Genomic DNA, 18,261 nt, shown 5'->3' with positions numbered 1-18,261 from the left:
CCGCCTAACCCTTCCTTCAAGCGGACCCGCCTACGGCAGGCCGCTTAAGTCAAACGTTAGGCATCACCAAATGACTATCCGCCAAGTTGAGCTCGAGCTAATGGCATCAGACGGAAAGCACAAGGTCGAAATCTTTCGCCGAGACAACGGCACGTATGGCTTCGCTGCTCTTCGTTGGAGCGCGGAACCCACCGAGAGATGCTGGGTGCCATTCGGCCGTTTCTCTGAATGTTTTGCACCGAATGCAGCGACTGCCGCATCCGAGGCTCGGAGTCGCGTCGAGTGGCTGCAGTGATGCCTAACCTGGCAGTGGTCCGGACGCGCCGCGGGCCGCCGTGCTCCGTCGGGTGCCCCGCTGGGGCGCGCCGTACACCTCCACGTTAGGCTCAAATTTCCAATCTGCACCATGTCAAAAAGCAATCCGGGCCGCCACTACATTGATTTCTTGAAAGAGACTGCTGCCTTCCATCGGACAGTCATCTATCTACTTACCGCGGAGATGGCGGCTGGCAGATCGCCCGGAAGTGAGCTATCGGACGCACATGCAGTCTTGATGAAGAGAATTGAAGGCGCGTATGAGAGTCCAACCCGGTACATCACCTCGCGCCTCTTCATTAGCCAAGTAGCCGCGTTTGAGCTATTCCTTCAAGGTGTGCTGGCAGATGTGTTGATGAAGCACCCAATGAAGATTGGGGATATCCAATTTCGACTCGCCGATGTACTGGAAGCTGGAAACAAAGAGGAGCTTGTTCGACGGGCAATCGATCAGATGCTAAACAAGCTCATGTACAGGAAGCCAATTGAATACTTAGCAGACATTTGCTCGTTCTTGTCAGTCGATCGCGAGCCTCTAATGAAGGACTGGCTGAGCTTTGTTGAGATTAAGGCTCGCCGCGATTTGGGTGTCCACAACGGCTGGAGCTGTAATGCTACCTACTTAAGGAAGCTGGCTGAGGCGGGGATACCCAGTAACGCAAAAGAGGGGGCTTCAATGGTCCCCACTGATCCAGATTATTTGGAGGAAGTCCACGATGTCCTTGATCGCCTTTCGTACCAATTTACGATGCAAGTACTGAAAACTCATTGGCCTGCCTTCGCCGAGAAATTTGCTGCGGCCTAACTTCAACGTTGGGCGTCACAAAATTACGTCGCAGCTCATCCGACCTCATGGAACACGAAACATGGCTACCAGTCCTTCGACTGTATCGCTGAGTCTGAAATTCGCGATTGCGTTTGTTGGCCTTATTGCCAATCAAATGCTGGCGGCCGATGAGTTGCCATACGCGACCGCGACAAACGAACTCAAAGACTATTGCATTGCAGAAGTCTGCCTAGGCGAAACCGTCGACGAAATTTCAAAGAAGGGAAAGCTGTCTTTTTCTGAGTTCGGCTTGCCAGACGGCAAGCTGACTTGCTCCGACTTAGGAAATATCGCGTTTGGTGACTTCGTTGCGAAAGACGGTCGAGCGTTCAAAGTTAGCTTCGCGCTCGTTTCCACAAAAGGCGAGCCCACGTCACGCTACCGGTTGATGCACGTCAAGATTCAATTGCCGAAGATTTCAGAGCTTCAGATAGACCATCTTCGTCAAACTCTCACCGCACGGTACGATCTCAGAAAAATAGGTGAGCCTGAGCTGAATATGTGGCTGGGCAAAACAAAGAGTGGTCAGTTCTCAATCACTGCCATGAAATGGTGGGCCAAGCCCGAAGTACCCCTTGATGAACTGGAAAAGATGAAAGGCTTGAGCCTGGATGCCAGGCTCCTTCAGAAAAAGGATTGGCTGATGAAGCAGTCCCAGTGTCAGTCTGGCCTGCCTAAGATCTGAAATGAAAACGACTTCATCACTTGGAGATTTGCGGTACAGCAGAGCCCATACCCAATCAATCGAGGCGCTGCATACCCTCTGCTGCTCTTCCGGCAACTTGCGCGAACGTCTTTCTCAGATAGACCCAGAATACTTTTCACTCGAAGCCAACGACTATCCAGATTACGGGAGTATCAGAGCGTCAGTAGCTGAGCTGCGTGGCCTTGTAACTCGATTCGATCCCGCATCTCCGCATGCTCTTGGTGGCAAAGTTTTGGCAAGCATTGAACGATCACATTACACAAAGCGGAACCGCATGGCGCAGCTCGTTTGGGATATCCATCGAGAATTCACCTTCTGCACGGAACGTGACGCCTAACTCCAACGTTGGGCCGTAAAAGACGCTTATGGCTATTCGCCGTAGTCGCTTAATTCTGGCCTGGGCTGTCGTTTTTGTAGGCGGTCTTCTCGGCATCGCGGTCTGGTCGCTGTTGGTCAACTCCGGCAATGTGGCGCGTTGGGTATATGGCCTGTCTGCCTTGCTGTTTTCTGGTGGCGGCATTTTCATTGCTGCGCTATTTGCTCGTCGTCTACTTTCAGCTGAGGAACAGCAACATTTCTTTCGCGCACCGCCAGACGATGCTTAGGCCGAACAAGGAATTCAAGCGGCCGGGCTTCGCCCGCCGCAAATTTGAGCGTTGAACGATAGCTAGCAGCGACGAGTCGGAACCGCACGCTCCGTAAGCCGCCTGCCCCAGACCGTCTACTCGTTACTCGCCGGCGGCAGTCGCTTGCGCGATCCGCACCTGCACCTCGCCAACGCCCACAAACACATGCCGCGACTGCTGGCCGATGCGGATGTCGTGCACGCCGGTGATCAAGCCCGGCCAGTTCGCGATCTCGGCGCTGACGACGACATCCCAGTTGTTGCCGAAGCCGGAGATGACTGCGCCAGGGCCGATATCGTTCAAGGTCGCGAGCGGGCTGGGGCCGGTGGCGGTCGCGCGCGATCCGCACCCACTCCCTGGGGCTCGCGCGTGACTTCAGCCCTGTGCCGCGAGGGCCTCACTTGGGCGGCGTGACGGCGCAAACACGCTGGTGCCCAGCCACCGCCACAGATCGTTCGCATCGCGCTTCGCGCCATCCACACGAACCTCGCCCGACTGCAGGGCCTGCTGCGGTGTGAGGTCCCCCGCCCAGATCTCGGTCAGCGCCCGCACGCTTGCATTCACAACCAGCGTCAGCTCGCGCCCGGGGTCGGTGCGACAGAGGTCGGCCACGCCTTCCTCCACCACCAGCCACCAACTCCCCTCGCCTACCCGTGCATCCCGGAACAGGAAGTTGACGACGACGGGACGCGGCGGGAATTCCGCGATGCGGGCAAAACGCCGCACATCCCACATCAGCAGGCCGGCGTCCAACTGGTCGTCGCGCAGGCGGCTGCCTATCCAGCGTGCGCCCCAATGGCCCAGCGCCATGACGATGGGCCGCAGCTCCTCGCCGGCCGCCGTGAGGCTGTACTCCCAGACCTTGCCGGCGGCCTCGCGACGCACGATGCCGAACTCCTCGAGGCGCTGGAGCCGCTGCGCCAGCAGGCTGGTGGACATGCGTGGCACGCCGCGGCGCAAGTCGTTGAAGCGCTTGCTGCCGCAAAGCAGTTCGCGCACCACCAGCGGTGTCCAGCGCTCGCACAGCACTTCGGCCGCTCTGGCGACGGTGCAGAACTGACCGTAGGTGTTTTCCATGGTCTCGCCTCCCAAGCGCAAACGCTTCAGATTCTGGACTGGCCTCAGCGCGATGTCATGCGCATGCTGTGCATGTCGGTGATCGCTTCGCGACCGCCGGCACCACCCGAACTTCTTCACCGGCCAGGGAGGCCAACGATGGCAATCAAGCTCACACGAATGGATGGCGGGAGCATGGAGCTTCCGCCGGAAGCGTTGCAATCGTTCAAGGCCGCGTTCAAGGGTCAGGTGCTGACCCCTGAAGACGCCGCGTACGAGGAGACGCGCAAGGTCTGGAACGCGATGATCGACCGGCGCCCCGGCCTGATCGCGCGCTGCACGGGCACGGTCGATGTCGTGCAGGCCGTGCGCTTCGCGCGCCAACACGGGCTGCTCTGCTCCGTGCGCGGCGGCGGCCACAACATCGCCGGCCTGGCGGTTTGCGAGGGCGGCCTGATGATCGACATGTCGCTGCTGCGGGGCGTGTGGGTCGATCCGGTGCGCCGCACCGCGCTGGCCCAGGCCGGCTGCACCTTGGGCGACGTGGACCGCGAGACGCAATTGCACGGGCTCGCGGCGGTGCTGGGCTTCGTGTCCCAGACCGGCATCGCGGGCCTGACCGTCGGCGGCGGCTTCGGCTACCTGACGCGCCGCCATGGCTGGACCTGCGACAACTTGCTGGCCATGGAGGTGGTGAGCGCCGACGGCCAGGTCTTGCGCGCGTCGGCCGACGAGAACGCCGACCTGTTCTGGGCCCTGCGCGGCGGCAGCGGCAACTTCGGCATCGTCACGTCCTTCGAGTACCGGCTCTTCCCCGTCGGCCCAGAGATCCTGGGTGGCGCCATCGCCTGGCATGGCGAGGACGCCGCGCAAGTCCTGGAGGCCTATCGCACGTTCAGTGCCACGGCGCCGCGCGAGCTGACCAGCGTGGCCGTGCTGCGCATCGCCCCGCCGGCGCCCTGGCTCCCGAAGGAGGTTCACGGCCAGCCTATCGTCGCCATCTTCGTCTGCCATTCGGGCCGGATCGAAGACGGCGAAGCCTTGCTGGCACCGCTGCGTGCGCTCGGCCGGCCGGTTGCCGACATCGTGACGCGCCGCCCCTACGTGCAGATGCAGAGCCTGCTCGATGCCACGCAACCCAAGGGCAGGCGCTATTACTGGAAGTCGCACTACCTGCCCGGCATCGACCGGCAATTCATCGACGTGGCGGTGGCGCACGCGGCCCGCATCGCATCGCCGCACTCGGCCATCCTGATGTTCCAGGTCCAGGGCGCTTTAGGCGACCTGCCCGCCGGGCATTCACCGGCCGGCAATCGCGATGCGGCCTACGTGCTGAACATCGCCGGCGCCTGGGAGAAGCCCGAGGACGACGCCGTCAACATGCAATGGGCGCGCGATTGCTTTGAAGCCACGCGGTCGTTCTCGACTGGCGGCACCTACATCAACTTCCTCACCGAGGAAGAAGGCCGGGATCGGGTCGAGGCGGCCTATGGCCGGGCCACGCTGGACCGGCTCGCGACGCTCAAGCATGTCTACGACCCGGAGAACTTCTTCCGCCACACCAAGAGCGTCAGCGGCTGACCGGGTCTGCCCGAAGAAAGCGCAGGCCTCGAAGCCAATTCAATGATCTAGGGGGCATTGCGCCCCGGGGGCTGGCGTCCCATGATCGGCGCCGCCCCGCAACCAAGGAGCCACCATGAACACATTGAGCATGAAGCGTCTGAGTGCCTTCGCCATACCGGTGCTGCTTGCAGCGGCCGCGCAGGCCGACGTGGTCACCGACTGGAACCAGAAGGCCGGCGAGATTGCCGCCGCCCACCAGGCCGGGCCATGGGGCCAGGCGCCGATGGCGCTGATCCAGGCTGCGGTGTTCGAGTCCGTCAACGCCATCACGCGGCGCTATCCGCAGGCCGGCTACCTGAAGCTGGAGGCGCCGGCGGGCACCTCCATCGACGCGGCGGTGGCCGCGGCCAATCGCGCCGTGCTGACCCGCATGGCCACGACGCAGACCGCAGCGGTCGAGGCGGCCTACCAGGCTGCGCTGGCCGCCATTCCCGAAGGGCCGGCCAAGGCGGACGGCATCGCGCTGGGCGAGAAAGCCGTCGCCGGCATCCTGGCGCTGCGGGCCCCCACGGGCGCGCCGCCCGTCTTCTACCGGCCCGTCACCGCACCCGGAAGCTACGTGCCGACGGTGGTACCGGCGATGGCCGACCTGCCACCGGCGCGTTGCTGGGTGCTGGACCGCGTCGACCAGTTCCGCCCCGGGCCGCCGCCCGACCTGAAGAGCGCGGTCTGGGCTCGCGACTACAACGAGGTCAAGGCGTTGGGCGCGCGCACCGGCAGCCAGCGCACCGCGGAACAAACCGAGATCGCCCGCTTCTGGACCGCGACGACGCCGACGATCTACTACCCGATCGCGCGTTCGGTGGCGAACCAGCCCGGGCGCGAGGTCACGCAGAACGCGCGCCTGCTGGCCGCCAGCGGGCAAGCGATGGTCGACGCCATCGACGCGGTCTTCGACGCCAAGTACCACTACCACTTCTGGCGCCCGTTCACGGCGATCCGCAACGGCGACCAGGACGGCAACGACGCCACCGACCGCGAGGCCGGCTGGCTGCCTCTGATCGAGACGCCCATGCATCCCGAGTACCCCTGCGCCCACTGCACGATTGCCGCGGCGATGGGCGCCGTGCTGAAAGCCGAGATCGGCAGCGGGGTGACGCCGCGCCTGTCCAGCACCAGCCCGACCCTGCCCGGCGTCACCCGCTCCTGGGCCAGCGTCGATGCCTTCACGCAAGAGGTGATCAACGCACGGATCTATGACGGCGTGCACTACCGCAATTCGGGTGAAGTCGGCCGCGCGCTGGGCACCAAGGTCGGCGAGGTGTCAGCGGCCAAGCTGCTGCGCTGAGGGTGCGCCCCCGGGCGCTGAGACGCCCTTTAAGCCGCGACGGCAGCGGCGCGCGTGATCTGCACCTGCACCTCGCCGACGCCCGCAAACACATGCCGCGACTGCTGGCCGATGCGGATGTCGTGCACGCCGGTGATCATGCCGGTGGAGATGACATCGCCGGCCCGCAGGATCTCGCCCTGCTGGGCTCGCTTGTTCAAGGTGAAAGCCAGCGCGCCCAGCGGGCCGGGCTTGATGGTGACCTTGCCGGTGCCGACTGATTGGCCGTCGATGAAGGTTTCGACATCGATGGTTTCGAGCTCGCGCCAGTTGGCGATCTCGGCGCCGACGACGACACCCCAGTTGTTGCCGAAATCGGAGATGACGGCGCCGGGGCCGATGTCGTTCAGCGTCGCGAGCGGGCTGCTCGCGACTTCGACGCCTATGTGCATGGACTTCACCAGCGGCGCGACGGTGTCGGCCGTCCAGTCGGCCTTGCCCGCGGGCGAATCGGCCGCGACGACGATGACAACCTCCGCCTCGACAGCCGCGAAGCCGCCTTCGAAGACCGGGCATTGCGCGGCAGCGCCCTGCGCCACGTGGTGGACGTTGGCGGCGAAGGCAGGGCCGATCAGGCGCTCTTCAGGGAACTGCGCCGCGAACGCCGGGTTCACGCGGGCGACCTTCCAGCCCTTGACCGCATCGGGCCAGCGGGTGATGGCCGCGGCCTGGATCGCATAGGCCTCGGCCAGCGTGGCAGGGGGCGTGCCGGGGTAGGCCTCGATAGCGCGGCCGGCGGCGCGGGCGGTGATGAAGGCTTCGGCGATTTGCTGGGTGGCGCTCATGGAATTCTTTCTGTGCGCCGGCCGGCGCGGTCATGCATGCGGCCGGCAATGTAACGCGCAAAAACGAAACAGGGTTTTACTTTTCAGGAAGTGGCCCTATCCCACCTGCTCCATGCGCACCGCGAACAGCGCCAGCTCCACGTCGTTGCGCACGCCGATCTTCTCCAGCACGCGGGTGCGGTAGGTGGACACGGTGTTGGGCGACAGCACCAGCTGCTCGGCGATCTCGCCCACGCTGCGGCCGGCGGCCAGCAGCTGGAAGACCTGGTGCTCGCGGTGTGACAGCTTCTCGTGCAGCGGCTGCTCGTCGTCGGCCTGCCGGCCACCGGCGCCGATGGCACCGGCCAGCTGTTCGGCCACGCTGGGCGTGATGAAGAGCTTGCCGCGGGCGACGCTGCGCACGGCGTCGATCATCTGCTCGCTGTGCGCGCTCTTGTTCAGGTAGCCGGCCGCGCCGAGCTTGAGGCTGCGCACGGCGTACTGGCGGTCCGGGTAGGTGGACAGCATCAGCACCGGCAGGCGCGGGAACTCGGACTTCAGCGCCTTCAGGATGTCCAGCCCGTCGCGCTGGGGCATGGCGATGTCCAGCAGCACCACGTCGACCTGGCCAGCGCGCACCTGCTGGATGGCATCCGGCCCATTGGCCGCCTCGCCGACAACGCGCACATCCTCGGCCTCGGCCAGCACCTGCTTGATGCCCTGGCGGACGATCAAATGGTCGTCGCAGATCAACACTCGAATCATTGGGCCTCCAGCGGCATCACCAACCGCACCGTCGTGCCTCGCCCCGGCGCACTCTCGATGCCCAGCCGCCCGCCGAAGTGCCCCGCCCGCTCGCGCATGCCCAGCACGCCGTAGCTGCGTGCATCGTTCAACGCCTCGGGCGCCGCGCCCACGCCGTCGTCGCGCACCTGCAGGTAGAGCACCGGCGCCGGCGGCGCGTCCACGTCGATGCGAATGGCCACGTGCCGGGCCCGCGCATGCCGGGCCACGTTGGACAGCACCTCCTGGAAGATGCGGAACACCGCGATGGCGAGGCCTCCTTCCGGCGGCGCCACGTCGGCAGCGACATGCATCTTGAAGTCCACCTCGCGCTCGTCGCTGCCGGCGAGCTGGAACTCCTGCGCCTGCCATTCCAGCGCGGCCCACAGGCCCTGGTGGTCGAGGATGCTGGGGCGAAGGTCCGTGATGATGCGGCCGACGGCGTCCACCGCCGTGTCCACCAGGCCGCCCATGCGCTGGCATTTGTCCACCATGGGCTGGCGCAGCGCCGGCTCGCCAACGCGCCGGGCCAGCCAGTCCACATCCATCTTCAACGCGACGAGCAGCGAGCCCAGCTCGTCGTGGATCTCGCGGGCGATGCGCTTGCGCTCGGTCTCGCGCACGGCCTCCAGGTGGTGGGCCAGCTCGCGCAGCTCGGCGGTGCGCTCGGCCACGCGCTGTTCCAGCTCGTCGTGGCTGGCCCGCTGCAAAGCCTCGGCGCGTTTGCGCACCGAGATGTCGACGAAGGTGGCCACCGCGCCCTGCACCACCCCGCCCTCGATGAGGGGGTGGCTGGAATACTCGGCCGGAAACGCACTGCCGTCGGCCCGCCAGATCACCTCCCCATCGATGCGGCAGGGCATGCCGCGGCGAAAGGCGTTGAAGATGGGGCAGTCGCACTCCGGGTAGTGCCGGCCGTCGGCGTGCGAGTGGTGGATCAGCGCATGCATGTTGCGGCCCAGCACCTCTTCGGTGCGCCACCCCAGCATGTCGCAGGCGGCGCGATTCACAAAGGTGCATGCGCCGGCCATGTCCACGCCGAAGATGCCCTCGCCGGTGCTCTCCAGCAGCAGGGCCAGGCGGCGGGTGGCATCCAGGGGCGCCAAAGGGGTGTCAGAAGCGGCAGGCAGGGCAGGCATGCCCCGCATGGGTGCAAACGCCATGCCATCGTGCGCCGGCTGCCTGCGAGGATGCCTGCATGCCCATCACCGCACCTCTCCTTCGCGCCTTGGCGCTGACCGCCGCCATGGCGGTGTTGCCCGTGTCGGCACAACCGGCCAACGACACCGATCGCTACACCCTCTTCCACGCCCCCGTCACGCTGCTGCGCAACGCCCAGCTCTACGACGGTACGGGCAGCGCGCCGCGCGAGCACATGAGCGTGCTGATCCGCGACGGCCGCATTGCCTCTGTGGCCCCCGACGCCGAGCTCAAGGCTCCTGCCGGTGCGCTGGTGAAAGACCTCGCCGGCGGCGCGCTGATGCCGGGCTTCGTGCTGCTGCACGAGCACCTGTTCTACCCGACCGAGCGCGGCAGCTACGGCGCGTTCTTCCAGAGTTTCCCGCTGCTGTACCTGGCCGGCGGCGTGACGACGATGCGCACGGCCGGCAGCATGAGCCCCTATGCTGACCTGAACACCTGGAAGGACATCAAGGCGGGCACCGCGCCGGGGCCGGATCTGGACGTGACGGCGCCCTTCCTCAACGGCATCCAGGCCTTCGTCGCCCAGGTGCCGCGCCTCGTCAACGCCGAGGACGCCGTGCGCCAGGTCGGCTACTGGGCCGACGTGGGCGCCAACTCGTACAAGGGCTATATGCACCTGACGCGCGAGCAGTTGGATGCCATCGTCAAAGCCGCCCACGAGCGCAAGGCCAAGGTGACGGCCCACCTCTGCGCGGTGACCTACGCCGAGGCTGCCGGCATGGGCATCGACAACCTGGAGCACGGCTTCTTCGCGTCCAGCGACTTCGTCGACGGCAAGGCGCCGGACGCCTGCCCGAACGGCGACGCCGTGCCGCGCTCGCTAGACGCCCTGGCCCAGGACGACCCGCGCATGGCCGCGCTGCAGCGCCAGCTCATCACCGCCAAGGTGGCGCTGACCTCCACGCTGACCATCTTCGAGACCTTCTCCTTCGGCCGCCCCATGGCCCCGGCTGGCGCGCTGGACTTGCTGATGCCGCAGCTGCGCGAGCAGTACGTGGCTCGCTACACGGCCATCCAGCGTGGCGGCCCGAACGCCTATGGCCGCGTGTTCCCCAAGGACATGGCCTGGGAGAAGCAGTTCCACGACGCCGGCGGCCTGCTCGTCGCCGGCACCGACCCCACGGGCTACGGCGGCGTCATCCCGGGCTACTCGTCGCTGCGCCAGTTCGAGCTGCTGCGCGAGGCCGGCTTTGATGGCGCAACGACCGTGAAGGTCATGACTGCCAACGGCGCAAAGTATCTGAACCGCGAGGCCGACGTCGGCCGCGTTGCGGTTGGGCTGCGTGCCGACCTGATCGCTTTCGAGGCCCCGCTGGATGCCACCAAGCCGGCACTGCCCAACGTCGCCTGGACGATGAAGGCCGGCCGCGCCTGGGACCGCACCAAGATCCTCAATTCGTGGAAGGGCCAGGTGGGGCTGCGGTGACGGGCTACGCCGCCGGGCTCTCGTCGTAGCGCCGCGGCAGCAGGATGCGGAATGTCGTGCCGACACCGATCTCGGACTGCAGCTCCGTGGTCGCGTCCAGCAGGTCGCACAGGCGCTTGACGATCGACAGGCCGATGCCTTCGCCGGCCTGTTGCCGGACCGGGCGCGGGTCCTCTTGTGAGGGCTCCGCCTCGGCCAGTTCCACGTTGACGTGCGTGACGGCGCCGCTGGCATGGTCGGCCGCAACCTGCTTTGACTGGTCGGTCGCCTCCTCGAGCGCGCCGGCCAGTTGCGAGCCCGGCCCGGCATGAAAGCCCGGCCCGGTATCCCGCACCTCCAGAAACCAGCGGTCGCGGTCACCCGGCGCGCAGGCGCCGCAGCTGACCGTCACGCCGCCACTGCGCGTGTACTTGATCGCATTGATGACGAGGTTCTGGGCGATGCGCCGGGTCTTGACCGCGTCACCCTCCACGGGCAGCGCAGCAACCCCGGCGAAGTTCAAATACAGGCCGCGCGCCTGCGCCTGCGGCTGCAAGTCCTCGCACAGCGTGCTGAGCAAGGCGGCGGCGTCGAGGGGCGCCAGGCTCCGATGCTCCAGGCCGCCCTGTAGCCGGGCCAGGCTCGTCACGTCGTTCAGCAGATGGGTGAGCGAGCCCACGTTGCGATCGAGCAGGCGCAGGAACTGGTCGCGCAGCCGCTCGGAAGCCTGCGGCGACGCGAGCCCTGCCGTCACGGTGGCCACCACGCCGAGGCCGCCGCGCAGGTCATGCGCTGCCTGTTGCCACAGGCCGGCGCGCTCCTGCTCCAGCTCGCGCAAGGACTGCAGGGCCTGCTCGAGGTCGCGGATATGGCTGCTGGCCTCGAGCTGCTGCAGTTGGAAGTACTGCGACACGCTGGCGCTGATGGCGTCGCCGCATTGCTGCGCCCAGATCCTGCGGGCCTCGGCCATGCCCGCGGGCTCGAACTCGGGATGGCCGGCGGCATACGCCTCCAGTTCCGCCACCACGCACTCGTTCAGGCGCCCGAGTTCCCGCGTCACCTCGGCAAGGTCGAACCCCTGCTGCCAGCGGTGCAGGCCATGCGCCGCAGCGTCGCCCTGATGGGGCTCCTGATCGTCTGAGTCCGCAGCCACGCTGCCGCCGATCAGCCTGCGCTCGAAGTCGACCAGCAGCGCGGGGATGTGGTCGTGGAGCTGAGCCCGGGGCAGCGCGGCGCCACTCGTCAACGTCGGGTCGGACGTCACGGCGGTGCGCCATGCCAGCAAGATGGCACCACGCCGATGCTTCAGGTAAGCGCCCAATGCGGCATGGTCTAAGGGTTGCATCGATGCGTCCTTGGTGCCCGAGAAGGGCAAGAGCTGCATTCTGAGCGACGAACCCGACTCACGTTCCGGCCCCGTCAAGCGCTGACGATCCACCCCTCCAGCGCATCCACGCCCGGCGGCCAACCGTAGCCCGGCTGCTGCACGCCCCACGCCGCCTGCAGCATCGCCAGCACCGCGTCCAGGCTGTCGCCACTCGCATCGGCCACCAGCTCGTCGCGCTGGGCATGGCTGAGCTTGAGCCGCAGGCCCAGGCGTGTGCGCCCTTGCTCAAGCCCTTCAACGATGTCCTTGCGCGCAATCAGCCGCTCCGGCGTCTGCGAGGCCTTGCTGTCGCTCTTGTAGGAACGCCGCGCGATCAGCTCGCGTGCCAGCAGCCCGGGGTAGGCCTCCAGCGCCACGCGGCTCTCGTCGCCGGCCAGGTGGCCCGGCAGGTGCACGCCCGCCGCGATCAGCCGCGGCACGCCGGCATGCAGCATCCAGGCCACCGGTGGGTTGACCCATTTCATGCTCGGGCTGGCGCCGGCCGGGCCGTCGCAGGCCCGGTGGGCGAACTTCGACCCGACCGGCCGCGCATCGCAGAAGGCGGCAAAGCGCGCGCGGATGTCCTCGCGGCTCAGGCTCGCGTAGTGGGCCATCAGCTCGGCATAGTCCGTCGGCCAGCCCAGGTGTTCAACCAGTTCGCGCGGCAGGCCAAAAGGCAGGTCCAGGCCCGCCACCCAGGGCCCCGGCCGGGCCAGCCAGGTGGAAAACTCGTCCAGGCTGTGCAGCGCCGCCAGGCCGGCCAGGCGGACGACGGCCCCGTGGCGCTGGCCACTCGCCACCCGGATGGGCTTGGCCGCCCGGGGCGCACTCGTGAAGTCGACCCCGAAAACAACGTTGTCAGTCATGGGCGGCATTCTGGGCCTAGGCAGAATCGGCCCCTTCCATGCCAGCTCTGCTAGACCTCCCCACCCTGCCCGCCAACAGCGTTGGTTTCGACGCCATTGCGTTCGATGCCGGCTTTGCCGCCGCGCGCCAGCATGCGGCCGCGGGGGCCTACCAGACCTCCTGCGAGGCGCTGGAGCAGTTGCTGCTGATCTGCCCGACAACCGAGCTGCGCCGGCGTTGCGAAACCGTGGCGCTGCTGGCCCACCAATACCCTCGCCTGGGCCGGCTGACATCGAGCGCGCGCTGCGCCACCGAGGCGCTGGCCCTGGCCGAGCGCCTCGGCAACGACGGCCTGCTGGCCGACGCGCTGACCAGCCAGTGCTATGTCTACGGCCAGCTGCTGATGGCCCGCGAGGCCCTGGAAGCCGGCATGAAGGCCCTCGCCGCCGCGCGCCGCGCGGGCGACCCGGTGCGCGAGGCCTGGGCGCTCAACCGCGTTGGCGTGGCCTATTCCAGCCTGGACAACCCGACCCAGGCCTGCGCGTCGACCGAGCAGGCCCTGGAGATCGCCATGCACACCGGCGTGCCCGAGGTGCTGTTCTCCTGCCACAACAACCTGGCCTATTTCTGGCTGCGCCGCGTCGAGGAAGCCCAGGCCCTGGGCGGCGAGGCCGCCGTGCTGGCCGAGGCCCTCGCCAGCGCCCGCCGCACAGCCGAGCAGGCCACCGATCTGGCGCGGCTCTCGGGCAGCCCCTTCCAGGTGGCCGTCGCCGTGTCCAACCTCGTCAACGCGCTGCTGGCCGGCGGCCTGCTCGACGAAGCCCTGCCGCTGCTCAACGATTTCGGCCACATCGCCCATGACCATGGCTACCGCACGCTGGCCATCGAGGCCGACGTGCAGCGCGCCGTCTTCCTGCGCCTGAAGGGCGAGCCGCTGCAGTCCGCGCGCATCCTGGAGGCGCTGCTGCACGCCGCCACCGAGCCGCCGCCCAAGCTGCGCCGGCTGCTGATCCGCTCGCTTTACCAGACGCACAAGGCCTGCGGCCAGTACCGCGACGCCCTGGGCTGGTTGGAGGAACTCGTCGGCCTGGACCGCCAGATCAGCCGCGACAACCTGATGCTGCAGACCGAGGTCATCCTCATCCGCGACCAGGTCGAGCAGGCCCAGGCCCGCGCCGAGAGCGCCGTGGCCGACGCCCGCCGCGAGCGCGCCCGCGCCACCCACCTGGAGACCGAGCAGCAACGCCTGCGCGAGCACGCCATGGCGCTTGACCGCGCCGCCCACGAAGACGTGCTGACCGGCCTGCACAACCGCCGCCACGCCGAGTTCGCGCTGCCGCTGCTCGTCGAGGGCGCACGCATGGCCAATCAGGTCATCAGCGTCGCGACGCTTGATGTGGATCACTTCAAGAAGATCAACGACACCCACGGCCACGCGGTGGGCGACGCCGTGCTGCAGCAGCTCGCCCAGTTGCTGCGCCACCGCCTGCGCAGCGCCGACCTGCTGGCCCGCATCGGCGGCGAGGAGTTCCTGGCCGTGCTGGTGGGCATCGCCCCCCAGCAGGCCGCCGAGATCTGCGAGCGCCTGCGCCTGGCGGTGGTGGAGCACGACTGGGCGGCCATCACGCCAGGCCTGCTGGTGCGTGTCAGCATCGGCATCGCCGGCGGCGCGCCCCAGCAGCAGGGCGACAACCTGCTGAATCGGGCCGACCAGGCGCTGTACGCGGCCAAGCGGGGTGGGCGAAACCGGGTGCACGTCGACTAGGCAACCGCGCATCCTGAAGCGCAGCTTCAAGATGTCAGCACTCCGGCCCGTCTTATCGGCCCAGCGCCCAGCCCTTCTGGTTGGCGCTGCCTGGATGTGAGCCTCGGTGGGTTGTAATGCCGCCCGTCTGAGTCTTCCGTCTTGGCGTCATCAAAGCTGTGTATCGGTTGTCGTTGGCGGCCGGCCTCACCGATTGGCCTCGACAGAAAATGACCGCATTCGGACCTGTTCGATCAATCTGGGGAGGATTGCATGGCCGTGACGAATGCCTTGCGGCGCATGCCGAGGCTCTGGCTGGCCGCAGCGCTCGCCTCGATGGCGATGCTCTTTCCTTTCGAGGCGATGTCGGCCACGGAATGGTTGGTGAACGACATCGTCCGCAACGGCGCCTCAGCTGACACCGCCGACCTGCAGATCCGCGGGCCCGGCGCCTCCGCCGCCGGCACGGTCACGGTGCGGCGCCAGCACTCGCTGCCAGTCGGCACCACCCTATGGGTGCCGCAGGGCATCCGCATTCAGCTCGAAAGCCCGAACGGGCAGCTCATCAGCAGTCACGACGTCGGCAGTGCCATCAAGCTGAGCACCGTCAGCGCGCGTGGCGAGTCCTACGACGTGCAGTCGGGCAACTGGCTCTTCCAAGTCCGAAGGAAGCTGGATTTCTTCAACGTCCAGGTGCGCTCTGTATCGGCGCAAACTCGCGGGACGACTTTTTCAGCGGGTGTCGACGAAGCGGCCGGCGGCGCGCGCTACGAAGTGCTGCAAGGCAGCATCCAGATCCGCTATCCGAAGCTCGCGCGCATTGGCACCAACGTCGACGCGCTGGTGCTGGCCAACGAGACGATGGCGGCCGGCTCTCCGGCCAAGACCTTCGCATTCACACCCGAGAGCTACCTGCTGACGTTCGGCAACTACGGCGAAGCCGTCACGTATTTCGCGCAACGGCTCGCCGAGGCCAGGCAGGCTCACGACAGCGACGCGATGGTCGACATGCTGATCGCACTCGGCGACGTCTACAGCCTGCTGGGCGAAGCCGAGAAGGCCTTGCCGCCCTACACGGAGGCACTGGACCTGATGCGAAGCACGTCCGAAGGCTATTGGCAGGCGGTACTGCTGGGACGGCTGGGTGGCGCCCACCAGAGGCTGGGCAACTTCGGCGAGGCCATCGGCTACTTCGAGAAAAGCATGGCCCTGCACGCGCAGCAGGCACCGCGCGAGGGGGAGTTCACGGTCGCGGAGCAGGCTTCCAACCTGGCAGCGGCCGTGCTGGCAGCAGGGAAGTACCGCTGTGCCCGACGTTTCAGCGAGAAGGTTCTCGCGCAACTGTCGTCCCAGTATGCGGGCCGCAACCACCCGGCTTTCGCCCAGTTGCAGGGCGTGATGGGCAGCGCCGCCTACGGTTTGGCAACCTACGAGCAGGCCGCGGTTGCCCACCAGGCCGCGCTGGACATTCAGCTGCGCCTGCGCTTCGCCGCTCGGCGCGCCGACGGCCTCACGTACCACGAGGACGTGGTCGAAGCCCTGAATGCGCTGGGCCGAGACTTGTCGGCGCTTCGGCGCCTGGAGCCTGCGCAGGAGACTCACCAGCAGGCGTTGAAGATCGCCAAGACCCTCTTCACGGGTCCGCATGCGATGCAGGCTGATGCGCTCCACGGCCTGGCGTTGGTCTTGGCCGGCCGCGGCCGCCATGTCGAGGCGCTCGCTGAACATCAACGGGCGCTGGCCCTGCTGGAGTCGGCACCGCGTGACGTGCTCAGGCTTGGGTCTGCGCATGTCTACATCGGCGAGACCCAGATCTCGGCAAACCGGCCGGCGGCGGCAGTAGCCAGCCTGCTGAAGGCGAAGGACTTGCTTCGGGAGAAGATCGCCAACCAGGTGCATCCGGTCTTCATCGATCTCTACACCGACCTGGCGACTGCCTACACCCGCTGGGGTGGTCACGCCGCCGACGCTGCCGCCGCGCGGGCGACGGCACAGGATATCGAGCGCCGCGTGCAGGCTGGCGAGTCCGAATGTCCGGCATGAGGGTGCGCCACTACCTGCTGTTCTTCGTGCTGCTGCTGGCGCTGACGGCTGCACTGCAGCAGGCACTGGCGGGGCTGGACTGGCGGGTCTTCAAGGCTCTGCACACTCAGCGAGCCGTCTGGCCGGACGACTTCCACCTCGTCGACGTGGAATGGAACGGCAACCCTGCCACCACCAAGGAGTTCAGGCTTGAGCTGGGGCGCACCCTGCGCGCACTGGCCGACACCAGGCCAGCGCGCGTGGTGATCGATTTCTCGATCAGTTCACTGCCACTGGTACTGGACGAACTGGCAGCCGACATCAAGGCCTTGAAAGACGCCGGCACCCAGATCTACGCGGCAGTCGACGTGCTGGACCCCCTGAGTGGCGAGGTCAAACCCGACTACATCCAGTTCCATGCCGAGCAGGCCGTGTACAACCAGCTGACGGGCTACGGGCACACCGAGCTGCATGTCGTGCGTGACACCGTCTGGTACCGCCCCTGCGAGCCGGGCACTGCCGGCACGGCTGCCGAAGGCATGTGCATACCGTCTTTGCCGCTCAGCGTGGCCGAGGACCAGCGCGTGGACGGCCAGAAGCAACGCGACTCGCAGCCTGTCGTCGTCAGCATCGGCCCGCCGTCGAGCGTCGCCGGCCACATCTGGCGACGGGACGCCGAAAGCGGAAGGTTCGTACCGGCCGAGCCCGTGGCCGGCAAGGCAAGCAGCGCGCAAGCCGCTTTCCGCAATGGGGTGGTGATCGTCGGGAACCTGAAGCACGACCGCATTGGCATCATCGGCAACCGGCCCGGCCCTGAAGTGCTGGGATGGGCGCTGGCCGGCCAATTGGCAACAACCGACCAACGGCCGCTGAAGCTGCTGGTGCAGCCGGGCTGGCTCGAAGGCTCCGTGGTCGTGTTCTCGGCCCTGGCCGTGTGGGCCTTCTCCACGTTGAATCGCAAGGTGCCGGCGCTTCGCCTGAACATCCCTGCGGCATGGGGGGCGGCACTGGTGCTCATGCTGCTGTTGCTGGCACTCACGGTGCTCGGCCTGAGATATGCGCTGAATGCCGTCTATCCCCAGGTGACGATGGTGGCCCTGACCATGCTGTACGCGGTCAGCCTGGCCGCGCACCGCAAACACATGCAGCTGCGCACACGTGCCATCCAGGAAGACGTATCGGGCAGCGCCGCCGCGCCAGAGCCCGAGGAGGCCATCGACGTCTTCATCAGCTACTCGCGCACACCCAAGGAAAACGCGGCCTGGGTGAGAGAGAACCTGGTCGCGCCGCTCACCAAGATGAAGATGGACGACCGTCCACTGCGCGTGTTCTTCGACGAGAGCTCGATTCGCGTCGGTGTGCAGTGGTACTACAAGCTGGCCGTCTCCATACAGGCCAGCCGCTGCTTTGTCGCCGTGTACAGCCCGGAGTACCTGCGCAAGGACTTCTGCAACTTCGAGCTGAACAAGGCGGCGGCGCGGCATGTGAAGGACAAGGGCTTCACCATTCTGCAAATCCTGCGCGACGAATCGATCACGCTTCCACTGGTGACCAACCACATCCAGGCGATGCCTGCCGGCACGCCGAAGGAAATGGCAGACATGATCCTGGCGGCATTGAAAAACCCGGCGCAGTACCGTTGAGGCTGT

16 protein-coding genes are annotated in these 18,261 nt (G+C 66.6%); 9 read left to right on the top strand and 7 right to left on the bottom strand.

Annotated features, from left to right (window positions below; translation table 11 throughout):
- Positions 1 to 406 precede the first annotated feature (406 nt).
- The 3 genes from AC07V5_RS18840 (at position 407) to AC07V5_RS18830 (ending at position 2,452) form a co-directional block, all read left to right on the top strand.
- Entirely contained in the window at positions 407 to 1,120 is a 714-nt protein-coding gene (locus AC07V5_RS18840) for a hypothetical protein (RefSeq protein ID WP_495117243.1), read from the top strand.
- A 61-nt stretch (positions 1,121 to 1,181) separates the two neighbouring features.
- Positions 1,182 to 1,826 (top strand): hypothetical protein, encoded by a 645-nt coding sequence (locus AC07V5_RS18835; RefSeq protein WP_495117242.1) that lies wholly within the window; start codon positions 1,182 to 1,184, stop codon positions 1,824 to 1,826.
- 386 nt (positions 1,827 to 2,212) lie between these two features.
- Positions 2,213 to 2,452 carry a hypothetical protein gene (locus AC07V5_RS18830; protein ID WP_495117241.1) on the top strand — a complete coding sequence of 80 codons (240 nt, stop codon included), beginning with the start codon at positions 2,213 to 2,215 and terminating at the stop codon, positions 2,450 to 2,452.
- 123 nt (positions 2,453 to 2,575) lie between these two features.
- Here AC07V5_RS18830 and AC07V5_RS18825 read toward each other — a convergent pair whose 3' ends face one another.
- Both AC07V5_RS18825 and AC07V5_RS18820 read right to left on the bottom strand, forming a co-directional pair.
- Positions 2,576 to 2,776 (bottom strand): hypothetical protein, encoded by a 201-nt coding sequence (locus tag AC07V5_RS18825; protein WP_495117240.1) that lies wholly within the window; start codon positions 2,774 to 2,776, stop codon positions 2,576 to 2,578.
- Positions 2,777 to 2,848: 72 nt separating this feature from the next.
- Positions 2,849 to 3,550 carry a winged helix-turn-helix transcriptional regulator gene (locus AC07V5_RS18820; protein WP_495117239.1) on the bottom strand — a complete coding sequence of 234 codons (702 nt, stop codon included), beginning with the start codon at positions 3,548 to 3,550 and terminating at the stop codon, positions 2,849 to 2,851.
- A 174-nt stretch (positions 3,551 to 3,724) separates the two neighbouring features.
- On the opposite strand from AC07V5_RS18820, the gene AC07V5_RS18815 reads away from it, so the two are divergent.
- Both AC07V5_RS18815 and AC07V5_RS18810 read left to right on the top strand, forming a co-directional pair.
- A complete protein-coding gene (locus tag AC07V5_RS18815; RefSeq protein ID WP_495117238.1) occupies positions 3,725 to 5,110 on the top strand; it encodes an FAD-binding oxidoreductase in 1,386 nt (461 codons plus the stop codon).
- Between the two features lie 115 nt (positions 5,111 to 5,225).
- Positions 5,226 to 6,440, top strand: coding sequence for a vanadium-dependent haloperoxidase (locus AC07V5_RS18810; protein WP_495117237.1), 1,215 nt, complete (start codon positions 5,226 to 5,228; stop codon positions 6,438 to 6,440).
- A 29-nt stretch (positions 6,441 to 6,469) separates the two neighbouring features.
- Here the strand turns inward: AC07V5_RS18810 and AC07V5_RS18805 are convergent, their stop codons facing one another.
- From AC07V5_RS18805 to AC07V5_RS18795, 3 genes are all read right to left on the bottom strand, one after another.
- The gene (locus tag AC07V5_RS18805) at positions 6,470 to 7,264 is read right to left on the bottom strand and encodes a hypothetical protein (protein WP_495117236.1); all 795 of its coding nucleotides are present in this window, start codon (positions 7,262 to 7,264) and stop codon (positions 6,470 to 6,472) included.
- A 96-nt stretch (positions 7,265 to 7,360) separates the two neighbouring features.
- Positions 7,361 to 8,008 carry a response regulator gene (locus AC07V5_RS18800; RefSeq protein WP_495117235.1) on the bottom strand — a complete coding sequence of 216 codons (648 nt, stop codon included), beginning with the start codon at positions 8,006 to 8,008 and terminating at the stop codon, positions 7,361 to 7,363.
- Entirely contained in the window at positions 8,005 to 9,165 is a 1,161-nt protein-coding gene (locus tag AC07V5_RS18795) for a PAS domain-containing sensor histidine kinase (protein ID WP_495117234.1), read from the bottom strand. Before AC07V5_RS18795 ends, AC07V5_RS18800 begins: the two co-directional genes overlap by 4 nt.
- 59 nt (positions 9,166 to 9,224) lie before the next feature.
- On the opposite strand from AC07V5_RS18795, the gene AC07V5_RS18790 reads away from it, so the two are divergent.
- On the top strand, positions 9,225 to 10,655 hold the full coding sequence (locus AC07V5_RS18790) for an amidohydrolase family protein (RefSeq protein ID WP_495117233.1): 1,431 nt from the start codon (positions 9,225 to 9,227) through the stop codon (positions 10,653 to 10,655).
- A 4-nt stretch (positions 10,656 to 10,659) separates the two neighbouring features.
- Here the strand turns inward: AC07V5_RS18790 and AC07V5_RS18785 are convergent, their stop codons facing one another.
- Both AC07V5_RS18785 and AC07V5_RS18780 read right to left on the bottom strand, forming a co-directional pair.
- Positions 10,660 to 11,979 carry a sensor histidine kinase gene (locus tag AC07V5_RS18785; protein ID WP_495117232.1) on the bottom strand — a complete coding sequence of 440 codons (1,320 nt, stop codon included), beginning with the start codon at positions 11,977 to 11,979 and terminating at the stop codon, positions 10,660 to 10,662.
- Positions 11,980 to 12,053: 74 nt separating this feature from the next.
- Positions 12,054 to 12,866, bottom strand: a complete 813-nt coding sequence (locus tag AC07V5_RS18780; RefSeq protein ID WP_495117231.1) for a DUF429 domain-containing protein — start codon at positions 12,864 to 12,866, stop codon at positions 12,054 to 12,056.
- A gap of 38 nt (positions 12,867 to 12,904) precedes the next feature.
- Here AC07V5_RS18780 and AC07V5_RS18775 point away from each other — a divergent pair, with 38 nt between their 5' ends.
- From AC07V5_RS18775 to AC07V5_RS18765, 3 genes are all read left to right on the top strand, one after another.
- A complete protein-coding gene (locus AC07V5_RS18775; RefSeq protein ID WP_495117230.1) occupies positions 12,905 to 14,611 on the top strand; it encodes a GGDEF domain-containing protein in 1,707 nt (568 codons plus the stop codon).
- Positions 14,612 to 14,863: 252 nt separating this feature from the next.
- A complete protein-coding gene (locus AC07V5_RS18770) occupies positions 14,864 to 16,633 on the top strand; it encodes a tetratricopeptide repeat protein (RefSeq protein WP_495117229.1) in 1,770 nt (589 codons plus the stop codon).
- The gene (locus AC07V5_RS18765; protein WP_495117228.1) at positions 16,630 to 18,255 is read left to right on the top strand and encodes a toll/interleukin-1 receptor domain-containing protein; all 1,626 of its coding nucleotides are present in this window, start codon (positions 16,630 to 16,632) and stop codon (positions 18,253 to 18,255) included. The genes AC07V5_RS18770 and AC07V5_RS18765 overlap by 4 nt, the downstream gene beginning before the upstream one ends.
- Positions 18,256 to 18,261 lie beyond the last annotated feature (6 nt).

The organism is Roseateles sp. GW821-FHT02E12 (assembly GCF_059421665.1).
This window is presented reverse-complemented; position numbering and strand designations above follow the sequence as displayed.

Bases quoted from the DNA above. Each gene is read 5' to 3' on its own strand.
- AC07V5_RS18840 (WP_495117243.1), top strand. From the start codon at position 407: ATGTCAAAAAGCAATCCGGGCCGCCACTACATTGATTTCTTGAAAGAG.
- AC07V5_RS18835 (WP_495117242.1), top strand. From the start codon at position 1,182: ATGGCTACCAGTCCTTCGACTGTATCGCTGAGTCTGAAATTCGCGATT.
- AC07V5_RS18830 (WP_495117241.1), top strand. From the start codon at position 2,213: ATGGCTATTCGCCGTAGTCGCTTAATTCTGGCCTGGGCTGTCGTTTTT.
- AC07V5_RS18820 (WP_495117239.1), bottom strand. From the start codon at position 3,550: ATGGAAAACACCTACGGTCAGTTCTGCACCGTCGCCAGAGCGGCCGAA.
- AC07V5_RS18815 (WP_495117238.1), top strand. From the start codon at position 3,725: ATGGAGCTTCCGCCGGAAGCGTTGCAATCGTTCAAGGCCGCGTTCAAG.
- AC07V5_RS18810 (WP_495117237.1), top strand. From the start codon at position 5,226: ATGAACACATTGAGCATGAAGCGTCTGAGTGCCTTCGCCATACCGGTG.
- AC07V5_RS18805 (WP_495117236.1), bottom strand. From the start codon at position 7,264: ATGAGCGCCACCCAGCAAATCGCCGAAGCCTTCATCACCGCCCGCGCC.
- AC07V5_RS18800 (WP_495117235.1), bottom strand. From the start codon at position 8,008: ATGATTCGAGTGTTGATCTGCGACGACCATTTGATCGTCCGCCAGGGC.
- AC07V5_RS18795 (WP_495117234.1), bottom strand. From the start codon at position 9,165: ATGCCTGCCCTGCCTGCCGCTTCTGACACCCCTTTGGCGCCCCTGGAT.
- AC07V5_RS18790 (WP_495117233.1), top strand. From the start codon at position 9,225: ATGCCCATCACCGCACCTCTCCTTCGCGCCTTGGCGCTGACCGCCGCC.
- AC07V5_RS18785 (WP_495117232.1), bottom strand. From the start codon at position 11,979: ATGCAACCCTTAGACCATGCCGCATTGGGCGCTTACCTGAAGCATCGG.
- AC07V5_RS18780 (WP_495117231.1), bottom strand. From the start codon at position 12,866: ATGACTGACAACGTTGTTTTCGGGGTCGACTTCACGAGTGCGCCCCGG.
- AC07V5_RS18775 (WP_495117230.1), top strand. From the start codon at position 12,905: ATGCCAGCTCTGCTAGACCTCCCCACCCTGCCCGCCAACAGCGTTGGT.
- AC07V5_RS18770 (WP_495117229.1), top strand. From the start codon at position 14,864: ATGGCCGTGACGAATGCCTTGCGGCGCATGCCGAGGCTCTGGCTGGCC.
- AC07V5_RS18765 (WP_495117228.1), top strand. From the start codon at position 16,630: ATGAGGGTGCGCCACTACCTGCTGTTCTTCGTGCTGCTGCTGGCGCTG.